The organism is Arsenicicoccus dermatophilus, assembly GCF_022568795.1.
Classification (GTDB): Bacteria; Actinomycetota; Actinomycetes; order Actinomycetales; family Dermatophilaceae; genus Arsenicicoccus; species Arsenicicoccus dermatophilus.
In genome coordinates, this window is sequence record NZ_JAKZHU010000001.1 from 958087 (window position 1) to 973072 (window position 14986).

The following is a 14986-nucleotide window of genomic DNA, read 5'->3' on the forward strand; positions in this document are numbered from 1 at the left end:
GGTGAGGTTCGTGTGACGCCGAGGCCACCCCGGCCTCGCACCCGGGCGGTGGCAGCCGACGCCCTGGTGACCAGGAGACCCGCAGGTGGGTGGCCCGAGATGACTAGTCGGTGACGCGCTCGGCCACCCGGATCGCCGCCACGTCGGCGGCCGGGACGACCGCGTCCGCCGAGCGCACCAGCACGACGGAACCTCCGCCCGCCCAGTGCTCGACCATGGACCGCAGGCAGCTCTCGGTCTCGGCCCCGCTCGCCACCACCAGCGCGCGCCCCGTGCGGCCCGGCAGCTCCTCGGCATACGTCCTGGCGCGGTCGGTGGCCCGCCACGCCAGGTCGGCCCCTGCGGGCCGCAGCAGCGGCACGAAGCGGTCGGGACAGGACGCCAGCTCGCGCGCCTCGTCCATGACCCCGGCCGGGACCGGGCCCGGGTGCGACCGCGCGAGCCCGGCGAGCGTCACCAGCACCTGCTCCCCGTGGTGGTCGGCGGCCAGCGCGACGTCGTCGGTGACCAGCACGTCCGCGGTGGCGGCCTGTGGGCCCGTGACCAGCGTCGCGCCCACCCACCAGGTCGCCAGCGCCCAGTAGCCGACCCGCCAGTGGGGCGGCAGCGCCAGCCCCACCGTGGTGCCGGGCTCGACCAGCAGCTCGTCCTGGAGCGCACCGGCGGCCTTGGCGGCCCAGGTCAGCAGCACCCGCCCGCTGAGCTCGATCCGCTCGCCGTCGGTGGGGCCCCCGCTGCGGTCGTAGCACGTGATCGCGGGCTGGCTGGTGTCCCCGGACTGCAGGACCTGGACGGCGTCGGCGAGGGTCGGCACGGTGCCACCCTAGCCAGACCGGGCTAGGGTGGCGCCAGCAGCGAGGAGGACGGTCGATGGACGCAGGACGGGCGCGGTTGTTCGGGCGTGCGGCGGGGGTCGCGGCGAGCGCGGTGGTGGTGGCGGGGGCGGCCCATCTGCTCCAGTCCCGGGCCGAGGCGGGCCCTCGGGTGAGGCTGACCGGTGCCGCGCTGCCCGAGTGGGTGCTGCCCACCGATCTGCTCTCCTCGGTCGACCAGGCCCACGAGCACACCCGCCTCGCCGACGACCTGGGGCTGCCGATGGTGCTCGACGAGCTGGACGCCTGGGCCGCGCTCGGTGTCCTGGCGGCCGCGGTCCGGCTGGTCGACACCGGCAGCCGCACCAGCCTGGTCGTGGACCTGGGGGCGCCGCGCTCGGCGGTCTCGCGCTGGTGCCGGGCCGTGGGCTTCCCCGTGGCGCGCGAGCTCCCGGCCGAGGCGGGCGGTGCCGACCTGGTCGTCCGGGTGCACCCGGCGCGGGTGCGCGCCGACGACGTCGACGACCTGCTCGAGCGGGCGTCCGCGGTCCTGCGTCCCGGGGGCGCGGTGGTGACCACGGTGCCGGTCGGTGACGACGGTGCGGACGGCGCGCTGGGGCGGGCCGACCTGCGCGCCCTGGTCGCCCGGGCCCACGACCTCGGCCTGGTGCTCGTCGGCGACCTCGACGGCGAGCTCGGGCACCGGCTGGCGCACCTGGCGCGGGTCGCCCGCGACGGGGGTCCGGACGCGGACGGTCCCTATGCCCTGCTTCGCCTGACCTTCCGGCGGCGGTGAGTGCGCCGGATCCGGCTCGACCGCCCCCTGGACCTGGACGCCACCCTGGGGGTCCTGCAGCGGGGTGGAGGGGATCCCACCGGCCGACGTGGAGCCGGTGGCTGGTGGCGGGCCCTGCGCACCCCGGACGGCCCGGCGACGCTGCACGTGCGCCGGGTCGGCCCGGAGGTCCTCGGCGAGGCCTGGGGGCCGGGCGCGGCCTGGGTGCTGGACGCCCTGCCTGCCCTCGTCGGTGAGCACGACGACGCCTCCGGCCTCGAACCCGTCCACGACGTGGTGGCCCACGCCGTGCGCAGCGCCCCGGGGCTGCGGATCGGGCGCACCGGCCTGGTCGTGGAGGCCCTCGTGCCCGCGATCATCGAGCAACGGGTGACCGGGCAGGATGCCTTCGGCGGCTACCGCCGGCTGGTCCGGTCCCACGGCGAGCCGGCGCCGGGGCCGGGCGCCGACCTGGGGCTGGTGGTGGCCCCCTCGGTCGCGGTATGGCGGCAGCTGCCGTCCTGGGTCTGGCTGCGGGCGGGTGTGGACGCCGCCCGCTCCGACACCGTCGTACGGGCGCTCGCCGTCGCGCCCCGCCTGGAGGAGATCACCGGGCTCGACCTGCGCGAGGCCCACCGGCGGCTGCGGACGGTCCCGGGCATCGGGGCGTGGACCGCGGCGGAGGTGCGCCAGCGGGCGCTGGGCGACCCGGACGCCGTGAGCTTCGGGGACTACCACGTGGCCAAGGACGTGGGGTGGGCGGTGCTGGGTCGCGAGCTGGACGACCACGGGCTGGCAGAGCTGCTGCGCCCGTATGCCGGTCACCGCCACCGGGTGGTGCGGCTGGTGCTGGCGACGCGGGGCGGGCGGCCCCGGCGGGGTGCCCGGATGGCGCCGCGGACCCACCTGCCTCGTTGACGGGCTCGGGGCGCCACCCGGGATCAGGTGGTGATCACGATGGTGGTCGCGGCCACGGACGTGGGATAGAGCACGTAGCCGAGGTAGCTGCGGCCCGGCTCGAGGCCGTTCCACACCGCCCACGGCGTCGAGGTCAGGCCCCCCTGCAGCAGCGAGGTGCGCGGGTTGACGGTGAAGGTCGCGACGGCAGGAGCCGGCAGCGGCGTGGTCGTCACGACATACCGGCTGTGGGTGAAGGTCCCCCTGCTGCCGACGGCGTAGCCCGCGACCCGGTAACGGTAGCTGCCCGGGGTCGGGCTGCTCACGGTGACCTGCTCGTGCGCGCCGGTGCCGGCAGAGGACGCCACGTCCGTCCAGGTCCCGGTGGCGTCGAGGACCTGGAGGTAGAGGTCCAGGTCCTCCTCGGGGACCCCGTCCACGACGACGCGCAGGTGCGGGGTCCCGGCGGGCACCGTGAAGGTCGGGCCGGTCCACCAGGCGCCGTCGGCCACCTGGGCGGTGCCGGTGACGCCCGTGGCCAGGCCGACGGTCGGGGTGAACCGGCCGGCCGTGGGGCTGGCGACCCGCAGCGGCACCCGGCCGCTGCGGCCGCTCGCCCGCAGCTCCCGCGGCTGCACGAAGCCGGGGCGCGAGACGAGGGGCAGGTGCAGGGTGGGGCCGCTGGTGGGGGTGAGCGTCAGCGTCCCCTTGGCCCAGGAGCCGGGGGTGGCGCCCGCGGGCTGCAGGGTCACGTCGAGGGGGGCCAGGGCCCCGGCTGCGGCGGCGGTGATGCTCGCGGGGACGGTGACGCGGTAGCCGGCCAGGCTGCCGCTGACCGTCCAGGTGCCGGGTCGTGTGGCGCGGAAGGTCCGCCGCACGGTGACGGGGCCGCCCTGCCGGGCCACCGCGATGGAGGCGAGGTTGAGGTCGGTGGCCGCGACCGGGGTGCGCCCGGTGACCGTCCCCTGGGTGGCCGCGAAGCCCGCCAGCTCCTCGGGGGTGACGTCCAGCAGCAGGCCGGGGTCGAGCGCGTCGACGGGGTTGACGTAGCCCGCTCCCTGGGCGAAGGGGTCGGGGGTGGAGGTGGCCCGCGCGGTGAGCATCAGCGCCGAGCGGATCGCGCTGGTCGTCCACGCGGGGTCGCCCGCGTGCCGTGCCCGCAGCAGGGCCGTCAGCCCGGACACGTGCGGGGTCGCCATCGAGGTGCCCCACTGGGTCTGCCAGGCGGGGGCCGCGGTCGGGGACCAGTCCGGAGGCACCGTGGCGGCCACGACCGCGGCCCCCGGCGCGGTCAGGTCCGGCTTCAGCAGCCCGCCCTCGGCGACCGGCGTGGGCCCGCGACCGGAGAAGCCCTGCACGGCGTACGGCGCGGTGTAGGCCGAGGCGCCCACCGTCGTCACCCAGGGCGCGACGTGGTTGACGCTCCCGGCGGCCGAGCCCGAGTTCCCCGCCGCCGCGACCACGCTGACGCCGGCGGCGTCGGCCGCGCGGAAGGCCTCGGACACCGGGTCGGTCACCTCGTCGGTGGCCCCGGAGACCGAGTAGGAGATGACGTCGACCCCGTCGGCGACCGCCTGGTCCACGGCGGCGACCGTGGAGTCGTCCAGGCAGTAGTTGTCGGTGGCGCCGTCACCGTCGGCATCGGTCCCGGCGAAGTCCCAGCAGACCTTGTAGACCGCGAGGGAGGCACCGGGGGCGATCCCGGCGCTGCGGCCGTAGGCCGAGCCCATGTCGGCATCGGCCCCCGCGGCGGTGGAGGCGGTGTGCGAGCCGTGGCCGTCGTTGTCCCGCGGTGACCAGTAGTCCGGGGCGGTGGTGCTGGTCGCGGGGGACTTCGCGTAGGACGGGTAGTGGGTCGGGAAGGCGCGCGCGGACACGAGCTTCTGGTTGCACAGGGTCGGCTGCCAGGCCTCGGTGACCTGCCCGGGGACGGCACCCGTGCAGCTGCCGGTGAAGGTACCGCCGCCGACCTTGGGCACGGTGACGGTCGCGTTGCCGTCGGTGCTCCAGGCCGTCCCGGGCGTGCTGCTCGCGCTGGTGGCGACGGCGGCGCCGCGGAAGGCCGGGTTCTCCGGCCAGACGCCGGTGTCGAGCACGCCGACGACCACTCCCTGGCCGGCGGTCAGGGGCGCGGTCGGGGCGGGGGCGACCTGGCTCCACACGCCCGTGGCCCCGGTCAGGCCGAGCGTGTCGGGCGTGCGGTAGACCGCGGCCCGGCGGGCACGGACTGGCTGCACCCGGGCGACGGCGGGGTCCTTGCGCAGGGCCGTGACCTGGGCGGGGTCCAGCGCGGCGGTGAAGCCGTTCGTGGCGAGCGTGAGCTGCCGGGAGATCGTCGCGTGCGCCCGGGCGGCGGCGGCGCGCTGGCGGCCCAGCTGGTCGCGGGCGTAGGCCTGGGTGGCGGCGGCGTGGACCTGGAGCCGCTGGCTCGTGGCGGGCCGGGTGGCGGGCGCGGTGGCGGCGGGGGGCGCGGCCATGGTGACGAGGTAGAACCCGGCGGGGTCCAGGGTCGCGGCCGACGGCGTCGGCGCGGTCGACCGGGCCGGCTGCGGGCGGGGGCTCGCCTCCGCGGGACCGGGCGTCCCCGGGCCGGCGACGGCGAGCAGCGTGGCGAGGGGGAGCGCGAGGACGCTCAGGACACGGCGGGGGGTGGAGGCAGGCACGGGGGCTCCGATCGTGAGTTCACGACGCAGAGTAGTTTTCAACTACTTAAAGTGGCGAAGCGCCCTCAGGGGTGCACTCGGACGGCGGAGCGGCCCCCGGCGACCTGCCCGACGTATGACGAAGGCCCGTCTCCTGCCGCGGCAGGAGACGGGCCTTCGGCGCCGTGGCGCCCCCAGTAGGATTCGAACCTATGGAATGCGCTCCACGTTGCATGCGCCCCGACCAGGGGATTCATGCTCGTGACCTGCGATGACTTGGACTATAGACCTACCCACACGTAGACAGCAATACCCCTGTGTGCAATAGTTCCTTGCACCGAAGTTGCACGATCTGAGGGGATGCGCATGGCAAGGAAGCGGTCCCGCCGAGCGTTCGGCGCGCTGCGCAAGCTGCCATCCGGCCGATGGCAAGCGAGCTACACCGGGCCGGACCTGACGCGGCACAACGCCCCGGCGACCTTCCAGACCAAGGGTGACGCCGAGGCATGGCTCGGGCTTGAGGAGCACCTGGTCAGCCGCCACCACAACTACGGCGACGCATGGGTACCCCCCAAGGCCCGCGCCCAGCGCGCGAAGGGCACGACCACGCTGCGCGAGTACGCCCCCGGCGTCATCGAGCGACGGCACGTCCGGGGCGAACCCCTGAAGCCCACCACCCGGCGGCTCTACACCTGGCACCTCGACCATGTGATCCTGCCGGCCCTCGGCGACCTGCCGCTGCGCTCCATCACCCCCGACGCGGTGACGGCTTGGTACGGCGGGCTTGACCCCAAGACGCCCACCCGACGCGCGCATGCCTACAGCCTCCTGCGCACCGTCATGGGCCAGGCCGTCGCTGACGGACTGATCCCGAGCAACCCGTGCCAGATCACCGGCGCAGGGCAGACCAGCCGCGCCCGCGAGATCAGCCCGGTTGCGCCCGAGGACGTCGCCCGGCTCGCCGCCGCGATGCCGGACCGACTGCAGGCCCTCGTGCTGATCTGCGGCTGGTGCGGGCTCCGGTGGGGCGAGGTGGCCGAGCTGCGGCGTCGTGACGTCGACCTGGCCGCCGGCACGATCCGGGTCGAGCGCGCCGTGACCCGCGTGGATGGGAAGGACATCGTGGGGACCCCGAAGAGCCGGGCCGGCGTGCGCACCGTGCACGTCCCGCCCGTGATGCTCCCGGCCCTGGCAGCCCACCTCGAGCAGCACGTCCAGCCCCAGCCCGATGCCCTGCTGTTCCCGCGCCCCGGCACCAACGACCACATGCTGCACAAGACGTTCATGACGTCGTACTACGCCGCCCGTGAGTCAATCGGCCGGCCCGACCTACGGCTGCACGACCTCCGCCACTCCTCAGCCGTCCTGGCAGCCCAGGCGGGCGCCACGCTGGCCGAGCTGATGGCGCGGCTGGGGCACTCCACGCCCACGGCCGCCCTGCGCTACCAGCACGCCGCCCAGGGCCGCGACAAGTGGATCGCGGACAGGATGGGAGGGGGGATGCCTGGACGTAGTTGACCAAAACAAGGCAGCAAGTCTACGTTTGGTGGTGACTCGGCAACATGGGGCAGTGCCTGCGCCCCGCCGGACTACAACCACATACCTGACTTAGCCGCCTCCCAAGCACGGAGGCGGCTCGTTGTTAGCAATTTACGTTACACACAGTGACGACCCCGGTGTCTCTCGCCAAAGAATCCACCGGGGCCGCCTACCTACTCAGTCACAGAGAGGCGCCACCATCATGCCCCAGAAGGCAACCGCCAGTAAGCCCCGTCCCATGTCGATTCCCGCAGCCGCAGAGCGGTTGGGCGTGAGCGACAAGACCGTCCGCCGTCTGATCTCCGAGGGCAAGCTGCCTGCGTATCGCATCGGCGCCAAGACGATTCGCCTCCGCCCCGAAGACGTAGACGCCCTGTTCGTCCCCGTCCCCACCCCGACGGTCTGACCCGTGACGCCCGCAACCCAGCGGGCAGGGGCCACCACGCAGGCCAGCGCAGAGTACGCCTGGGCGACCAACGTCGCTCGGGCGGCCCTTGCCTACCTCGACGGCAAGCCCCTCGCCCCCACACCCACTCTCGACGCCGACCGCCACGTCTACCAGGTCGGCTATGACGACGGCTACCTCGCCGGCCTTCGCGACGCCGTAGACGAAGCCCGCGCACGCCGCCTCATCGCAGCAGCGACAGGAGGTGCACCGTGGCGACGGACGTCCTGGTGATCTGCCGCGAGCTCAACGGCCGCGTACCCCTGTTCAGCCCGACCGGGGGAGACGTACACGAGCTCCTGCTCAGCGCCCGCATCCTATCCGCCGGCAAGGAGCCGTTCCGCACCGTGCGGGCCTCACGCCTCCCCGACGTCATGGCCGTAGCCGAGGTCGAGGGCTGGCGCGTCGTCGAGTCCAAGGCCAGAAAGGCGGCGGGGTGAGTGAGCCTGTCGAGCTGTTCTCCAAGCTGCTGCGCCGCAAGGTACGGCCGTTCATCAAGCGCCACCAGGCCACGGTCGCCCAGCAGCGCGAGGCGGGCCAGAAGGTGGCACCGCTCCCTCTCGACCTACGGCTGTGGCTTGTCGCGAGTGCCTCGGTCGATGGCCGGCGCCGAGCCACCTTCGGGCGAGGAGAACTGGCCGAGCTGCTGGACGTGGGTGAGCGCAGCACCCTGCGCAAGGCCATCGACCGAGGCGTCGCTGCGGGGCTCTACGGGCCCGGCAGCACGTCGATGGAACTCGTCCTATCGGCCGACCTCGTGGCCTTCGACGCCCACCGCTACACCCACGCCACCCGCTCTTAAAGGGGAACCAGATTCCCCCTTACTACGCAGAAGCGCTCGTAAAGGGGAACCAGATTCCCCTCATGAGGAACCAGATTCCCCTTTAGCGTTCAAACCCGCAGGTCAGAGGGCCACGTCTTGATCTATCTACGCACCTTCTCCGAGCGTCACCGCAGCCGAACCACAGACCCCAAGGAGCACCCCGTCATGGCCGTATGGGTCACCGACCAAGAGATCGACGCCGCAGTCGACACCTACCTTCGCGTCGTCGCCGAGCAGCCCGACCTCAACCGTCGAGAGCTCATCGCCACCGCCCGCGAACAGGGCGGCATGTACGCAGACCTCGCACAGATCGCCCTCCGCTGCCTCATCGCCGCAGGCGTCATCACGCGCCACCGGGACGGAGCCTCCTGGCGACACCGCCTCGCCTCCCACGACGAAAAGCGCGAGGTGACCGCATGACCATGCGTCCGTGCCTGCGCTGCGGTGAGCCCACCGCCGGGAGCCACTGCGAGGAGCACAGGCCCAAGCACTACCCCAAGGCCCCTGGCCACGAGCGGGGCTACGACTGGGCCTGGGTGAAGCTCAGTCGCCGCGCCCGCCGCCTCTCGCCGCTGTGCGAGGACTGCGGAGCCACCACCGACCTCACCACCGACCACTCGCCCCGAGCGTGGGAGCGCAAGGCCGCCGGACTGGCGATCCGCCTGGAGGACGTCGCCGTGGTCTGCCGGTCCTGCAACAGCAAGCGAGGACGAGCCCGACCCGTGACCGAGAGTGACGACCTGGGGGGAGGGGGTCGCTCAGCGCTCGCCCCTCCCCCGGCGCCCAGGCGCAGGGGCCATCACACTCGCACGCCTGTTCGACTGAATGCCACGGAGGGTGACCAGTGAAGGCCGGTCCGAAGGGAGCCGTGGACCCGTCGCCCCTGCCGCTGCGCACCCGAGCCACGGGGGCGGCCCGGTTCGCCCGGTTCTGCCAGCGCTACATCGTCACGCCGAAGGGCACCGGGGCGCGGTCCCCGATGAAGCTGCGGCCCTGGCAGGTCGAGCTCGTCGGCTCGGTCCTGGACGCTGACCCTCGCCCTCGCACCGCCGGCTGGATGATGCCGCGTGGACAGGGGAAGTCGACCCTGGTGGCCGCGCTCGGCCTGTACGACCTCATCCTGGGCGACGAGGGCGCCGAGGTCGATGTCGTGGCCGTGGACGAGCGGCAGGCCGGCATCGTGTTCGGCACGGCCGCGCGCATGGTCGAGCTACACGACGACCTCGCGTCGCGCGTGCAGGTCTACAAGGACCGGCTGACGGTGCCTGAGCGGGGCGCGAAGTTCCAGTGCCTCCCCGCCTCGCCCAAGGCGATCGAGGGGCTGGACCCGTCCCTGGCGATAGTGGACGAGCTGGGCGTCGTGGACCGCGACGTGTTCGAGGTATTAACCCTGGCCCAGGGCAAGCGCGCCCAGTCCACGTTGATCGGGATCGGGACGCCCGGCCCGGACCCGCACAACAGCGTGCTGACCGACATGCGCGTGTATGCCGCTGAGCACCCCGACGACCTGACGCAGGTGTGGCGGGAGTTCAGCGCCGCGGGGTTCGAGCACCACCCGGTCAACTGCGAGCACTGCTGGGAGCTGGCGAACCCGGCCTTGGACGACTACCTGCACCGCGACGCGCTGACGGCGCTGCTGCCGCCGAAGGTGCGTGAGGCGACGTTCCGGCGCGCTCGGCTGTGCCAGTTCGTGACCGACACCGACGGCGCGTTCCTGGCGCCCGGCGTGTGGGACGCACTGAGCACGGGCGAGGGCATCGACGAGGGCACCGACGTCGTGCTGGCGCTCGACGGATCGTTCAGCGACGACACGACGGCGCTGCTGCTCGGCACCGTGTCGACCCGGCCGCACTTCGACGTCCTGGCGACGTGGGAGCGACCGACGAGCGACGAGGCCTGGCGGGTGCCCATCGCCGAGGTCGAGAACACCATCCGCGCCGCCGCCCGCACCTACCGGGTGGTGGAGATCATCGCGGACCCCTTCCGCTGGACGCGCACGCTCCAGGCGCTGGAGGCCGAGGGCCTGCCCGTCGTGGAGTTCCCCCACTCGCCATCGCGGCTGACGGCCGCGACGGGTGACCTGCTGAACGCCGCCAACAACGGGGAGCTGACGCACTCCGGTGACCCGCGCCTGGCCGCGCACGTCGCCGCCGCCGTGATCACCGAGGACGCCCGAGGGGTGCGCCTCGCCAAGCCCAACCGCAAGCGCAACGCCCGCAAGATCGACCTCGCCGCGTGCCTGGTCATGGCCCACTCCCGCGCCACCTGGCGCGCCACCCGCAAGCCCCCTCGACGCCGCGTCGCGGGGTTCCGATGACCGGAGGACACCTCATGCCCACTGATCTGCTCACGACGCTCCTGACGGCCCTGGACGCCCCGCAGGCCCGGTACGCCGCGCTCGACCGCTACTACGCCGGCACCCAGCCCCTCGCGTTCCTGGCGCCCGAGGCCCGCGAGGCCCTGGGGGAACGGCTGACCACCATGTCGTCCAACCTGCCGCGTCTGGCCGTGACGTCGCTCGCGGAGCGGCTGCGGGTGACCGGCTTCACCCTCGACGGCAAGCCCGCCACGCAACTGTGGGAGGCGTGGCGGCGCAACGACCTCGACCAGCTCGCCGGGGTCGCGCACCGCGAGGCCCTGGCCCTCGGCAGCGCCTACGTCGCGACGTGGGCCGGCGAGGACGGCAAGGCCCTGGTCACGGTCGAATCTGCTCGTCAGGTCGTCACCATCCACGACCCCGCCACCCGAGAGGTGACCGCCGCCATCAAGCGCTGGGAGGACGCCCAGGGAACCCACGCTGTGGTGTACACCGCCGACACGATCCGCCACCACTTCGCCCCGCAGGCGGGCGCCACGGCCGGCTTCCGGGTGGTCGAGCGCATCGACAACCCCTTGGGAGTCGTGCCCGTCACGCCGCTGCACAACACCGACCGCCTGCTCGGCGGCGGGGTCTCCGAGATGGCCGACCTGCTGCCCCTGGTCGACGCCCTCTCCAAGCTCCTCGCCGACATGCTCGTCGGCAGCGAGTACTACGCCCGGCCCCGGCGCTGGGCTACCGGCGTCGAGCTGGCAGAGGACGCGGACGGCAACGCGGCGAACCCGTTCGCTGAGGGCATCAAGATGATGGTCTCGGAGTCGCCCGACACGAAGTTCGGCAGCCTTCCGGCGGCGGATCTCTCCGCCTACACCGACGCCGTGAACGTCGTCACGTCGCAGATCATGGCGGTGTCGGGTCTGCCAGCCCACTACGTCGGTGTGCTGTCGAACCAGCCATCCAGCGCTGACGCCCTGCGCGCCAGCGAGGCCAGCCTGACCGCTCGTGCCGAGGCCCGTCAGCAGGTGTTCGGGCGCGCGTGGGAGCGCGTGGCGCGGCTGGTCCTGGCCGTCGAGAACGGTGTCGACCCCGCCACCGTGGCGCCGTCCGTGTCGTGGGCCGACCCCGCCACCCGCTCCGTGGCGCAGGAGGCGGACGCCGTTGTGAAGCTGTACAGCGCGGGTCTGCTGCCCGCGTCGGCCGCGCTGCGACGCCTGGGCTACTCCGACAGCGACATTGACGCGATCCGCCGCGACATGTCCGCTGACGCCGTGTCGCGCCTCGATCTTGGCGGTGTCGTGGCCCGATGAGCAGCGAGACTCCCTACCAGAGGGCCCTTGTCGCCCTGGCCGATGGCGCGGTCACGACGTGCCTGAGGGTCGTCGTGGCGTGGCTGGCGGGCCGTGTCGCGACACCTGACGCGACACGCGCCATAGCCGCGACAGTGGCGCGCGCCAACGCCCACGCTGTCGCCCTCGCCGACCTGTCGCTGGCCGCCACCCTCACCAGCGACATGGCGCGGCCCGTGCCCGTCCTGGGCCTGACCGCCCCGGCCGGTGACCTCGACCGTCTCACCAAAGCCGCCACGACGATCCTGGGCGACCCCGAGCCCAACGCCACCGCCACGACCCCCGACGAGCAGCACGACGCCGTGGCGCGCCGCGTGGAACGCCTCGCCCGCAACGAGCCCCTGGACGCCGCCGGCGGGGCCTTCAACGAGGCCGTGAAGCGGTCCCCGCACGTGACCGGCTACCGCCGCCAGCTCGAGGACGGCGCCTGCGAGCTCTGCGTCTGGCTGGCCAAGCGGCACCTCGACCCGCTCGGCTACGTCTACCCCGCCAATCAACCGATGCACCGGCACGCCGGGTGCCGGTGCCACCCCATCCCCGCCACGAGAGGAGCCTGACCATGACCGACCAGACCATCACCATCGAGACCGATGACACGACCCCAGACGAGGTGGCCGCAGAGCGCGCCGCCGACGAGGTGACCGCCACCCACACCGACGACGACCAGGACGACCCCGAGACCTTCCCGCGCGCCTACGTCGAGAAGCTGCGCCAGGAGGCCGCAGACGCCCGCGTGCGCGCCAGGGATCGCGACTCCCTGGCCGAGCGACTGCACACCGCCCTCGTCGCCGCTACCGGTCGCCTGGCCGACCCCACCGACCTCGCATTCAGCGAGGACCACCTGACCGATCCCGACGCCCTCACCGCCGCCGTCGACGAGCTCCTGGCCCGTAAGCCCCACCTCGCCAGCCGCCGGCCCACGGGGTCCATCGCGCAGGGAGCAACCGCCCCCGCGTCCGCAGTCGACCTGGCGGGCATCCTCCGCCGGGCCGCCCAGTGAAGGAGAAGCACATGCCCACGTTCGACACCACCCGCCTCGCGGACTACGACCCCGACCGCATCGCCGAGATCCAGCGCCACGAGCCCGAGCTCTACGCCAACCACCTCGACGTGGCCAACTGGCTCGAGGGGTGGTGCCGGCGCCTGGACGAGAGCCACCGGGACGACGCCCGTCAGGCCGGCATCGCCTACGCCCTCGGCGAGGTCGTCGCCCATCTGCGTCAGGGGGACTTCACCAACGACGAGCACTCGCTCATCACCGAGGAGAAGCGCGCCACGAGGACCTGACGAGCGTGGTCCCTGACGTGGTCCCTGGCGTGGTCGCGTGACCACGTGATGTGGTCCCTTGACCACACGTTGACCACAGCCTTGACCACGCGCTGACCTGCACAAAGACCACAAAGACCACAGATCGGGCGCCCCTGTCTCGGGGCGCCCGATCCCTGGTCTAGAGCCTGGTCGCACCCCTGGTCCTGCGACCAGGCGGTGACCAGGGTGGTGACCATGTGCTGACCTGCGCATAGAGCAGGAAGACCAGGGATGTCCGGGACCACTTTCCCGGCGCCGGGAAGCGTTGGCGTCCGGACACGACGATGCCCCGGCACCCCTCCCGGGGCCGGGGCATCGCGCTGCGGCGACCAACCGCACACCACGCGTCTCTCAACGCCCTCCCAGCATACCCCCCAGGGGTATGCTGGGCAGTGAGTCCAGGCGGCTCAACCACGCTCGCGGCCCTGGCGGCCGGAACGCACCCCACCCGTTCCCCTCGTCAGGAGACCCCTCATGGCCCTTGCCACCCAGACCACCACCGCCGCCGCCGGCAGCGTCGCCACCCCCGAGCTCACCGCCGAGGACGTCAAGGCGATCCTCGTCGAGCCGCTGCGCGCCCAGTCCGTGTTCCTCGCCGCCGGCCCGCGCATCTTCGACACCGCTGGCCCCCTGCGCCTGCCGAAGAACGGTGGCCCCATCACCGACCCCGGCTGGACCGGGGAGAACGAGCAGATCCCGGAGCGCGACGTCGACTTCGACGAGGTGAAGCTGCTCCCCTCGACCCTGAAGAGCGTGAAGGTCATCACCCGCGTCTCGGCCGAGCTCGCCCGCCAGTCCGTGATCAACCTGGACCAGGCGATCCGCGACCGGCTCGTGCGCGACGTGGCCGACAAGCTCGACGCCCAGTTCCTGTCCGCGTCCGGTGACGGCGTGACGACCCCAAAGGGCCTGTTCGCCTACGCCGGTACCCAGGAGGTCAAGGTCGGTGGCGCGATGACCCTCGACCACCTGCTCGACGCCTGGGGCAAGGCTCTGTCCGCCAACGTCGCCATGACCGCGCTCAAGTGGGTGATGGCCCCTGGCGACTTCGTGGCCCTGCGCAAGATCAAGGACACTGCCGGCCGCTACCTGCTGCAGGCCGACCCCACCGCCGACGGCGTGTTCCGTGTCTGGGGCGCCCCCGTCATCGTCACCAAGCGCGTCCCGGACACCACCGGCAGCACCCCGACCGGCCGCGCTGCTCTCGTGGACTTCTCCCAGATCGCCGTCGCCCGCGACCTGGCCCCGAGCGTGAAGGTCCTCACCGAGCGGTACGCCGACTACGACCAGGTCGGCATCCGTGTCGTGGCCCGCTACGACGCCGCCCCGCTCAACCCTGAGGCGATCGTCACCCTGACCGGGATCACCCGCTGACGATGACCGCGCCGACCCCCGAGACGGTCGCCCGCTTCCTGGGCAAGGGCGACGACCCCGCTGTCGTCGCCCTTGCCGGGGAGCACCTGCCCGTCGTGACCGCGTTCGTGCAGGCCTACACGCGGGACCAGGGCTTCGACGACGCCGGACACCCGGCACCCCCGCTCGCGGCCGTCATCACCTCTGCCACGGCCCGCCTGGTCGCCAACCCCGAGCGCACCCAGGCCTACACGGCCGGCGACTACTCCGAGCGTCCAGCCGTCCTCGACGGCTGGACGCTGCCCGAGCTCGCCGTGCTCCACCGCTACCGGAAGCGGGCGCTATGAGGCTCGCAGACCGCATCGAGCTCATCACCGGCCGCAAGTACGTGGACGACCTCGGGAACGACGCGATCGACTGGGACGACCCGCAGGCCACGGTCATGCTGCCCGCCCAGGTCACCCACACCTCCACCGCCCTGGACGCCAACGGCAAGTTCGTCCTGTCCGAGGAGCTGCGGGTCATCGCGCCCCCGGTCACCTTCGACCCCCAGACCCAGCGAATCCGGTGGCGGGACCAGTGGTACACCGCTGCCGGCGAGGCCCTGATCCACATGCGCGGCGCCACGCCCCACCACGTCACCATCCCCATCAAACAGATCACCGGGTGACGCCACGACGCCCGTCCCCTGGTGGGGGCGGGCGTCGTGCGGTGAGGGGGTGCATGCAC

At 73.0% G+C, this 14986-nt stretch carries 18 protein-coding genes; 16 read left to right on the forward strand and 2 right to left on the reverse strand.

Annotation, left to right across the window (positions count from 1 at the left end):
* Window positions 1–103: 103 nt before the first annotated feature.
* On the reverse strand, window positions 104–814 hold the full coding sequence (locus tag MM438_RS04500; RefSeq protein ID WP_241451336.1) for a TIGR03089 family protein: 711 nt from the start codon (window positions 812–814) through the stop codon (window positions 104–106).
* Between the two features lie 56 nt (window positions 815–870).
* On the opposite strand from MM438_RS04500, the gene MM438_RS04505 reads away from it, so the two are divergent.
* Window positions 871–1608: a hypothetical protein gene (locus MM438_RS04505; RefSeq protein WP_241451337.1), complete on the forward strand. Its 738-nt coding sequence runs from the start codon at window positions 871–873 to the stop codon at window positions 1606–1608.
* Complete coding sequence (locus tag MM438_RS04510) at window positions 1609–2505, forward strand: DNA-3-methyladenine glycosylase family protein (protein ID WP_241451338.1); 897 nt, start codon at window positions 1609–1611, stop codon at window positions 2503–2505. It begins immediately after the preceding gene.
* 23 nt (window positions 2506–2528) lie between these two features.
* Here the strand turns inward: MM438_RS04510 and MM438_RS04515 are convergent, their stop codons facing one another.
* Complete coding sequence (locus MM438_RS04515; protein ID WP_241451339.1) at window positions 2529–5147, reverse strand: S8 family serine peptidase; 2619 nt, start codon at window positions 5145–5147, stop codon at window positions 2529–2531.
* Between the two features lie 345 nt (window positions 5148–5492).
* Here MM438_RS04515 and MM438_RS04520 point away from each other — a divergent pair, with 345 nt between their 5' ends.
* From MM438_RS04520 to MM438_RS04585, 14 genes are all read left to right on the forward strand, one after another.
* On the forward strand, window positions 5493–6644 hold the full coding sequence (locus MM438_RS04520) for a tyrosine-type recombinase/integrase (protein ID WP_241451340.1): 1152 nt from the start codon (window positions 5493–5495) through the stop codon (window positions 6642–6644).
* Window positions 6645–6903: 259 nt separating this feature from the next.
* Entirely contained in the window at window positions 6904–7071 is a 168-nt protein-coding gene (locus MM438_RS04525) for a helix-turn-helix domain-containing protein (RefSeq protein WP_277627920.1), read from the forward strand.
* Window positions 7072–7074: 3 nt separating this feature from the next.
* Window positions 7075–7344 (forward strand): hypothetical protein, encoded by a 270-nt coding sequence (locus tag MM438_RS04530; RefSeq protein ID WP_241451342.1) that lies wholly within the window; start codon window positions 7075–7077, stop codon window positions 7342–7344.
* On the forward strand, window positions 7323–7550 hold the full coding sequence (locus MM438_RS04535) for a hypothetical protein (protein WP_241451343.1): 228 nt from the start codon (window positions 7323–7325) through the stop codon (window positions 7548–7550). The genes MM438_RS04530 and MM438_RS04535 overlap by 22 nt, the downstream gene beginning before the upstream one ends.
* A complete protein-coding gene (locus MM438_RS04540) occupies window positions 7547–7912 on the forward strand; it encodes a hypothetical protein (protein ID WP_241451344.1) in 366 nt (121 codons plus the stop codon). The genes MM438_RS04535 and MM438_RS04540 overlap by 4 nt, the downstream gene beginning before the upstream one ends.
* Before the next feature lie 186 nt (window positions 7913–8098).
* Window positions 8099–8353: a hypothetical protein gene (locus MM438_RS04545; RefSeq protein WP_241451345.1), complete on the forward strand. Its 255-nt coding sequence runs from the start codon at window positions 8099–8101 to the stop codon at window positions 8351–8353.
* Between the two features lie 448 nt (window positions 8354–8801).
* A complete protein-coding gene (locus MM438_RS04550; RefSeq protein ID WP_241450059.1) occupies window positions 8802–10250 on the forward strand; it encodes a terminase large subunit domain-containing protein in 1449 nt (482 codons plus the stop codon).
* 14 nt (window positions 10251–10264) lie between these two features.
* The gene (locus tag MM438_RS04555) at window positions 10265–11557 is read left to right on the forward strand and encodes a phage portal protein (RefSeq protein WP_241450058.1); all 1293 of its coding nucleotides are present in this window, start codon (window positions 10265–10267) and stop codon (window positions 11555–11557) included.
* A 134-nt stretch (window positions 11558–11691) separates the two neighbouring features.
* A complete protein-coding gene (locus tag MM438_RS04560; protein WP_241450057.1) occupies window positions 11692–12153 on the forward strand; it encodes a VG15 protein in 462 nt (153 codons plus the stop codon).
* A gap of 2 nt (window positions 12154–12155) precedes the next feature.
* On the forward strand, window positions 12156–12596 hold the full coding sequence (locus tag MM438_RS04565) for a hypothetical protein (protein ID WP_241451346.1): 441 nt from the start codon (window positions 12156–12158) through the stop codon (window positions 12594–12596).
* Window positions 12597–12607: 11 nt separating this feature from the next.
* Entirely contained in the window at window positions 12608–12883 is a 276-nt protein-coding gene (locus MM438_RS04570; protein ID WP_241451347.1) for a hypothetical protein, read from the forward strand.
* Between the two features lie 495 nt (window positions 12884–13378).
* The gene (locus tag MM438_RS04575; RefSeq protein WP_241451348.1) at window positions 13379–14278 is read left to right on the forward strand and encodes a phage major capsid protein; all 900 of its coding nucleotides are present in this window, start codon (window positions 13379–13381) and stop codon (window positions 14276–14278) included.
* Between the two features lie 2 nt (window positions 14279–14280).
* Window positions 14281–14604: a hypothetical protein gene (locus MM438_RS04580; RefSeq protein WP_241450050.1), complete on the forward strand. Its 324-nt coding sequence runs from the start codon at window positions 14281–14283 to the stop codon at window positions 14602–14604.
* Complete coding sequence (locus tag MM438_RS04585; protein ID WP_241450048.1) at window positions 14601–14927, forward strand: hypothetical protein; 327 nt, start codon at window positions 14601–14603, stop codon at window positions 14925–14927. The genes MM438_RS04580 and MM438_RS04585 overlap by 4 nt, the downstream gene beginning before the upstream one ends.
* Window positions 14928–14986: the final 59 nt, after the last annotated feature.

Bases quoted from the DNA above. Each gene is read 5' to 3' on its own strand.
- MM438_RS04545 (WP_241451345.1), top strand. From the start codon at position 8,099: ATGGCCGTATGGGTCACCGACCAAGAGATCGACGCCGCAGTCGACACC.
- MM438_RS04525 (WP_277627920.1), top strand. From the start codon at position 6,904: ATGTCGATTCCCGCAGCCGCAGAGCGGTTGGGCGTGAGCGACAAGACC.
- MM438_RS04575 (WP_241451348.1), top strand. From the start codon at position 13,379: ATGGCCCTTGCCACCCAGACCACCACCGCCGCCGCCGGCAGCGTCGCC.
- MM438_RS04585 (WP_241450048.1), top strand. From the start codon at position 14,601: ATGAGGCTCGCAGACCGCATCGAGCTCATCACCGGCCGCAAGTACGTG.
- MM438_RS04520 (WP_241451340.1), top strand. From the start codon at position 5,493: ATGGCAAGGAAGCGGTCCCGCCGAGCGTTCGGCGCGCTGCGCAAGCTG.
- MM438_RS04565 (WP_241451346.1), top strand. From the start codon at position 12,156: ATGACCGACCAGACCATCACCATCGAGACCGATGACACGACCCCAGAC.
- MM438_RS04555 (WP_241450058.1), top strand. From the start codon at position 10,265: ATGCCCACTGATCTGCTCACGACGCTCCTGACGGCCCTGGACGCCCCG.
- MM438_RS04580 (WP_241450050.1), top strand. From the start codon at position 14,281: ATGACCGCGCCGACCCCCGAGACGGTCGCCCGCTTCCTGGGCAAGGGC.
- MM438_RS04505 (WP_241451337.1), top strand. From the start codon at position 871: ATGGACGCAGGACGGGCGCGGTTGTTCGGGCGTGCGGCGGGGGTCGCG.
- MM438_RS04570 (WP_241451347.1), top strand. From the start codon at position 12,608: ATGCCCACGTTCGACACCACCCGCCTCGCGGACTACGACCCCGACCGC.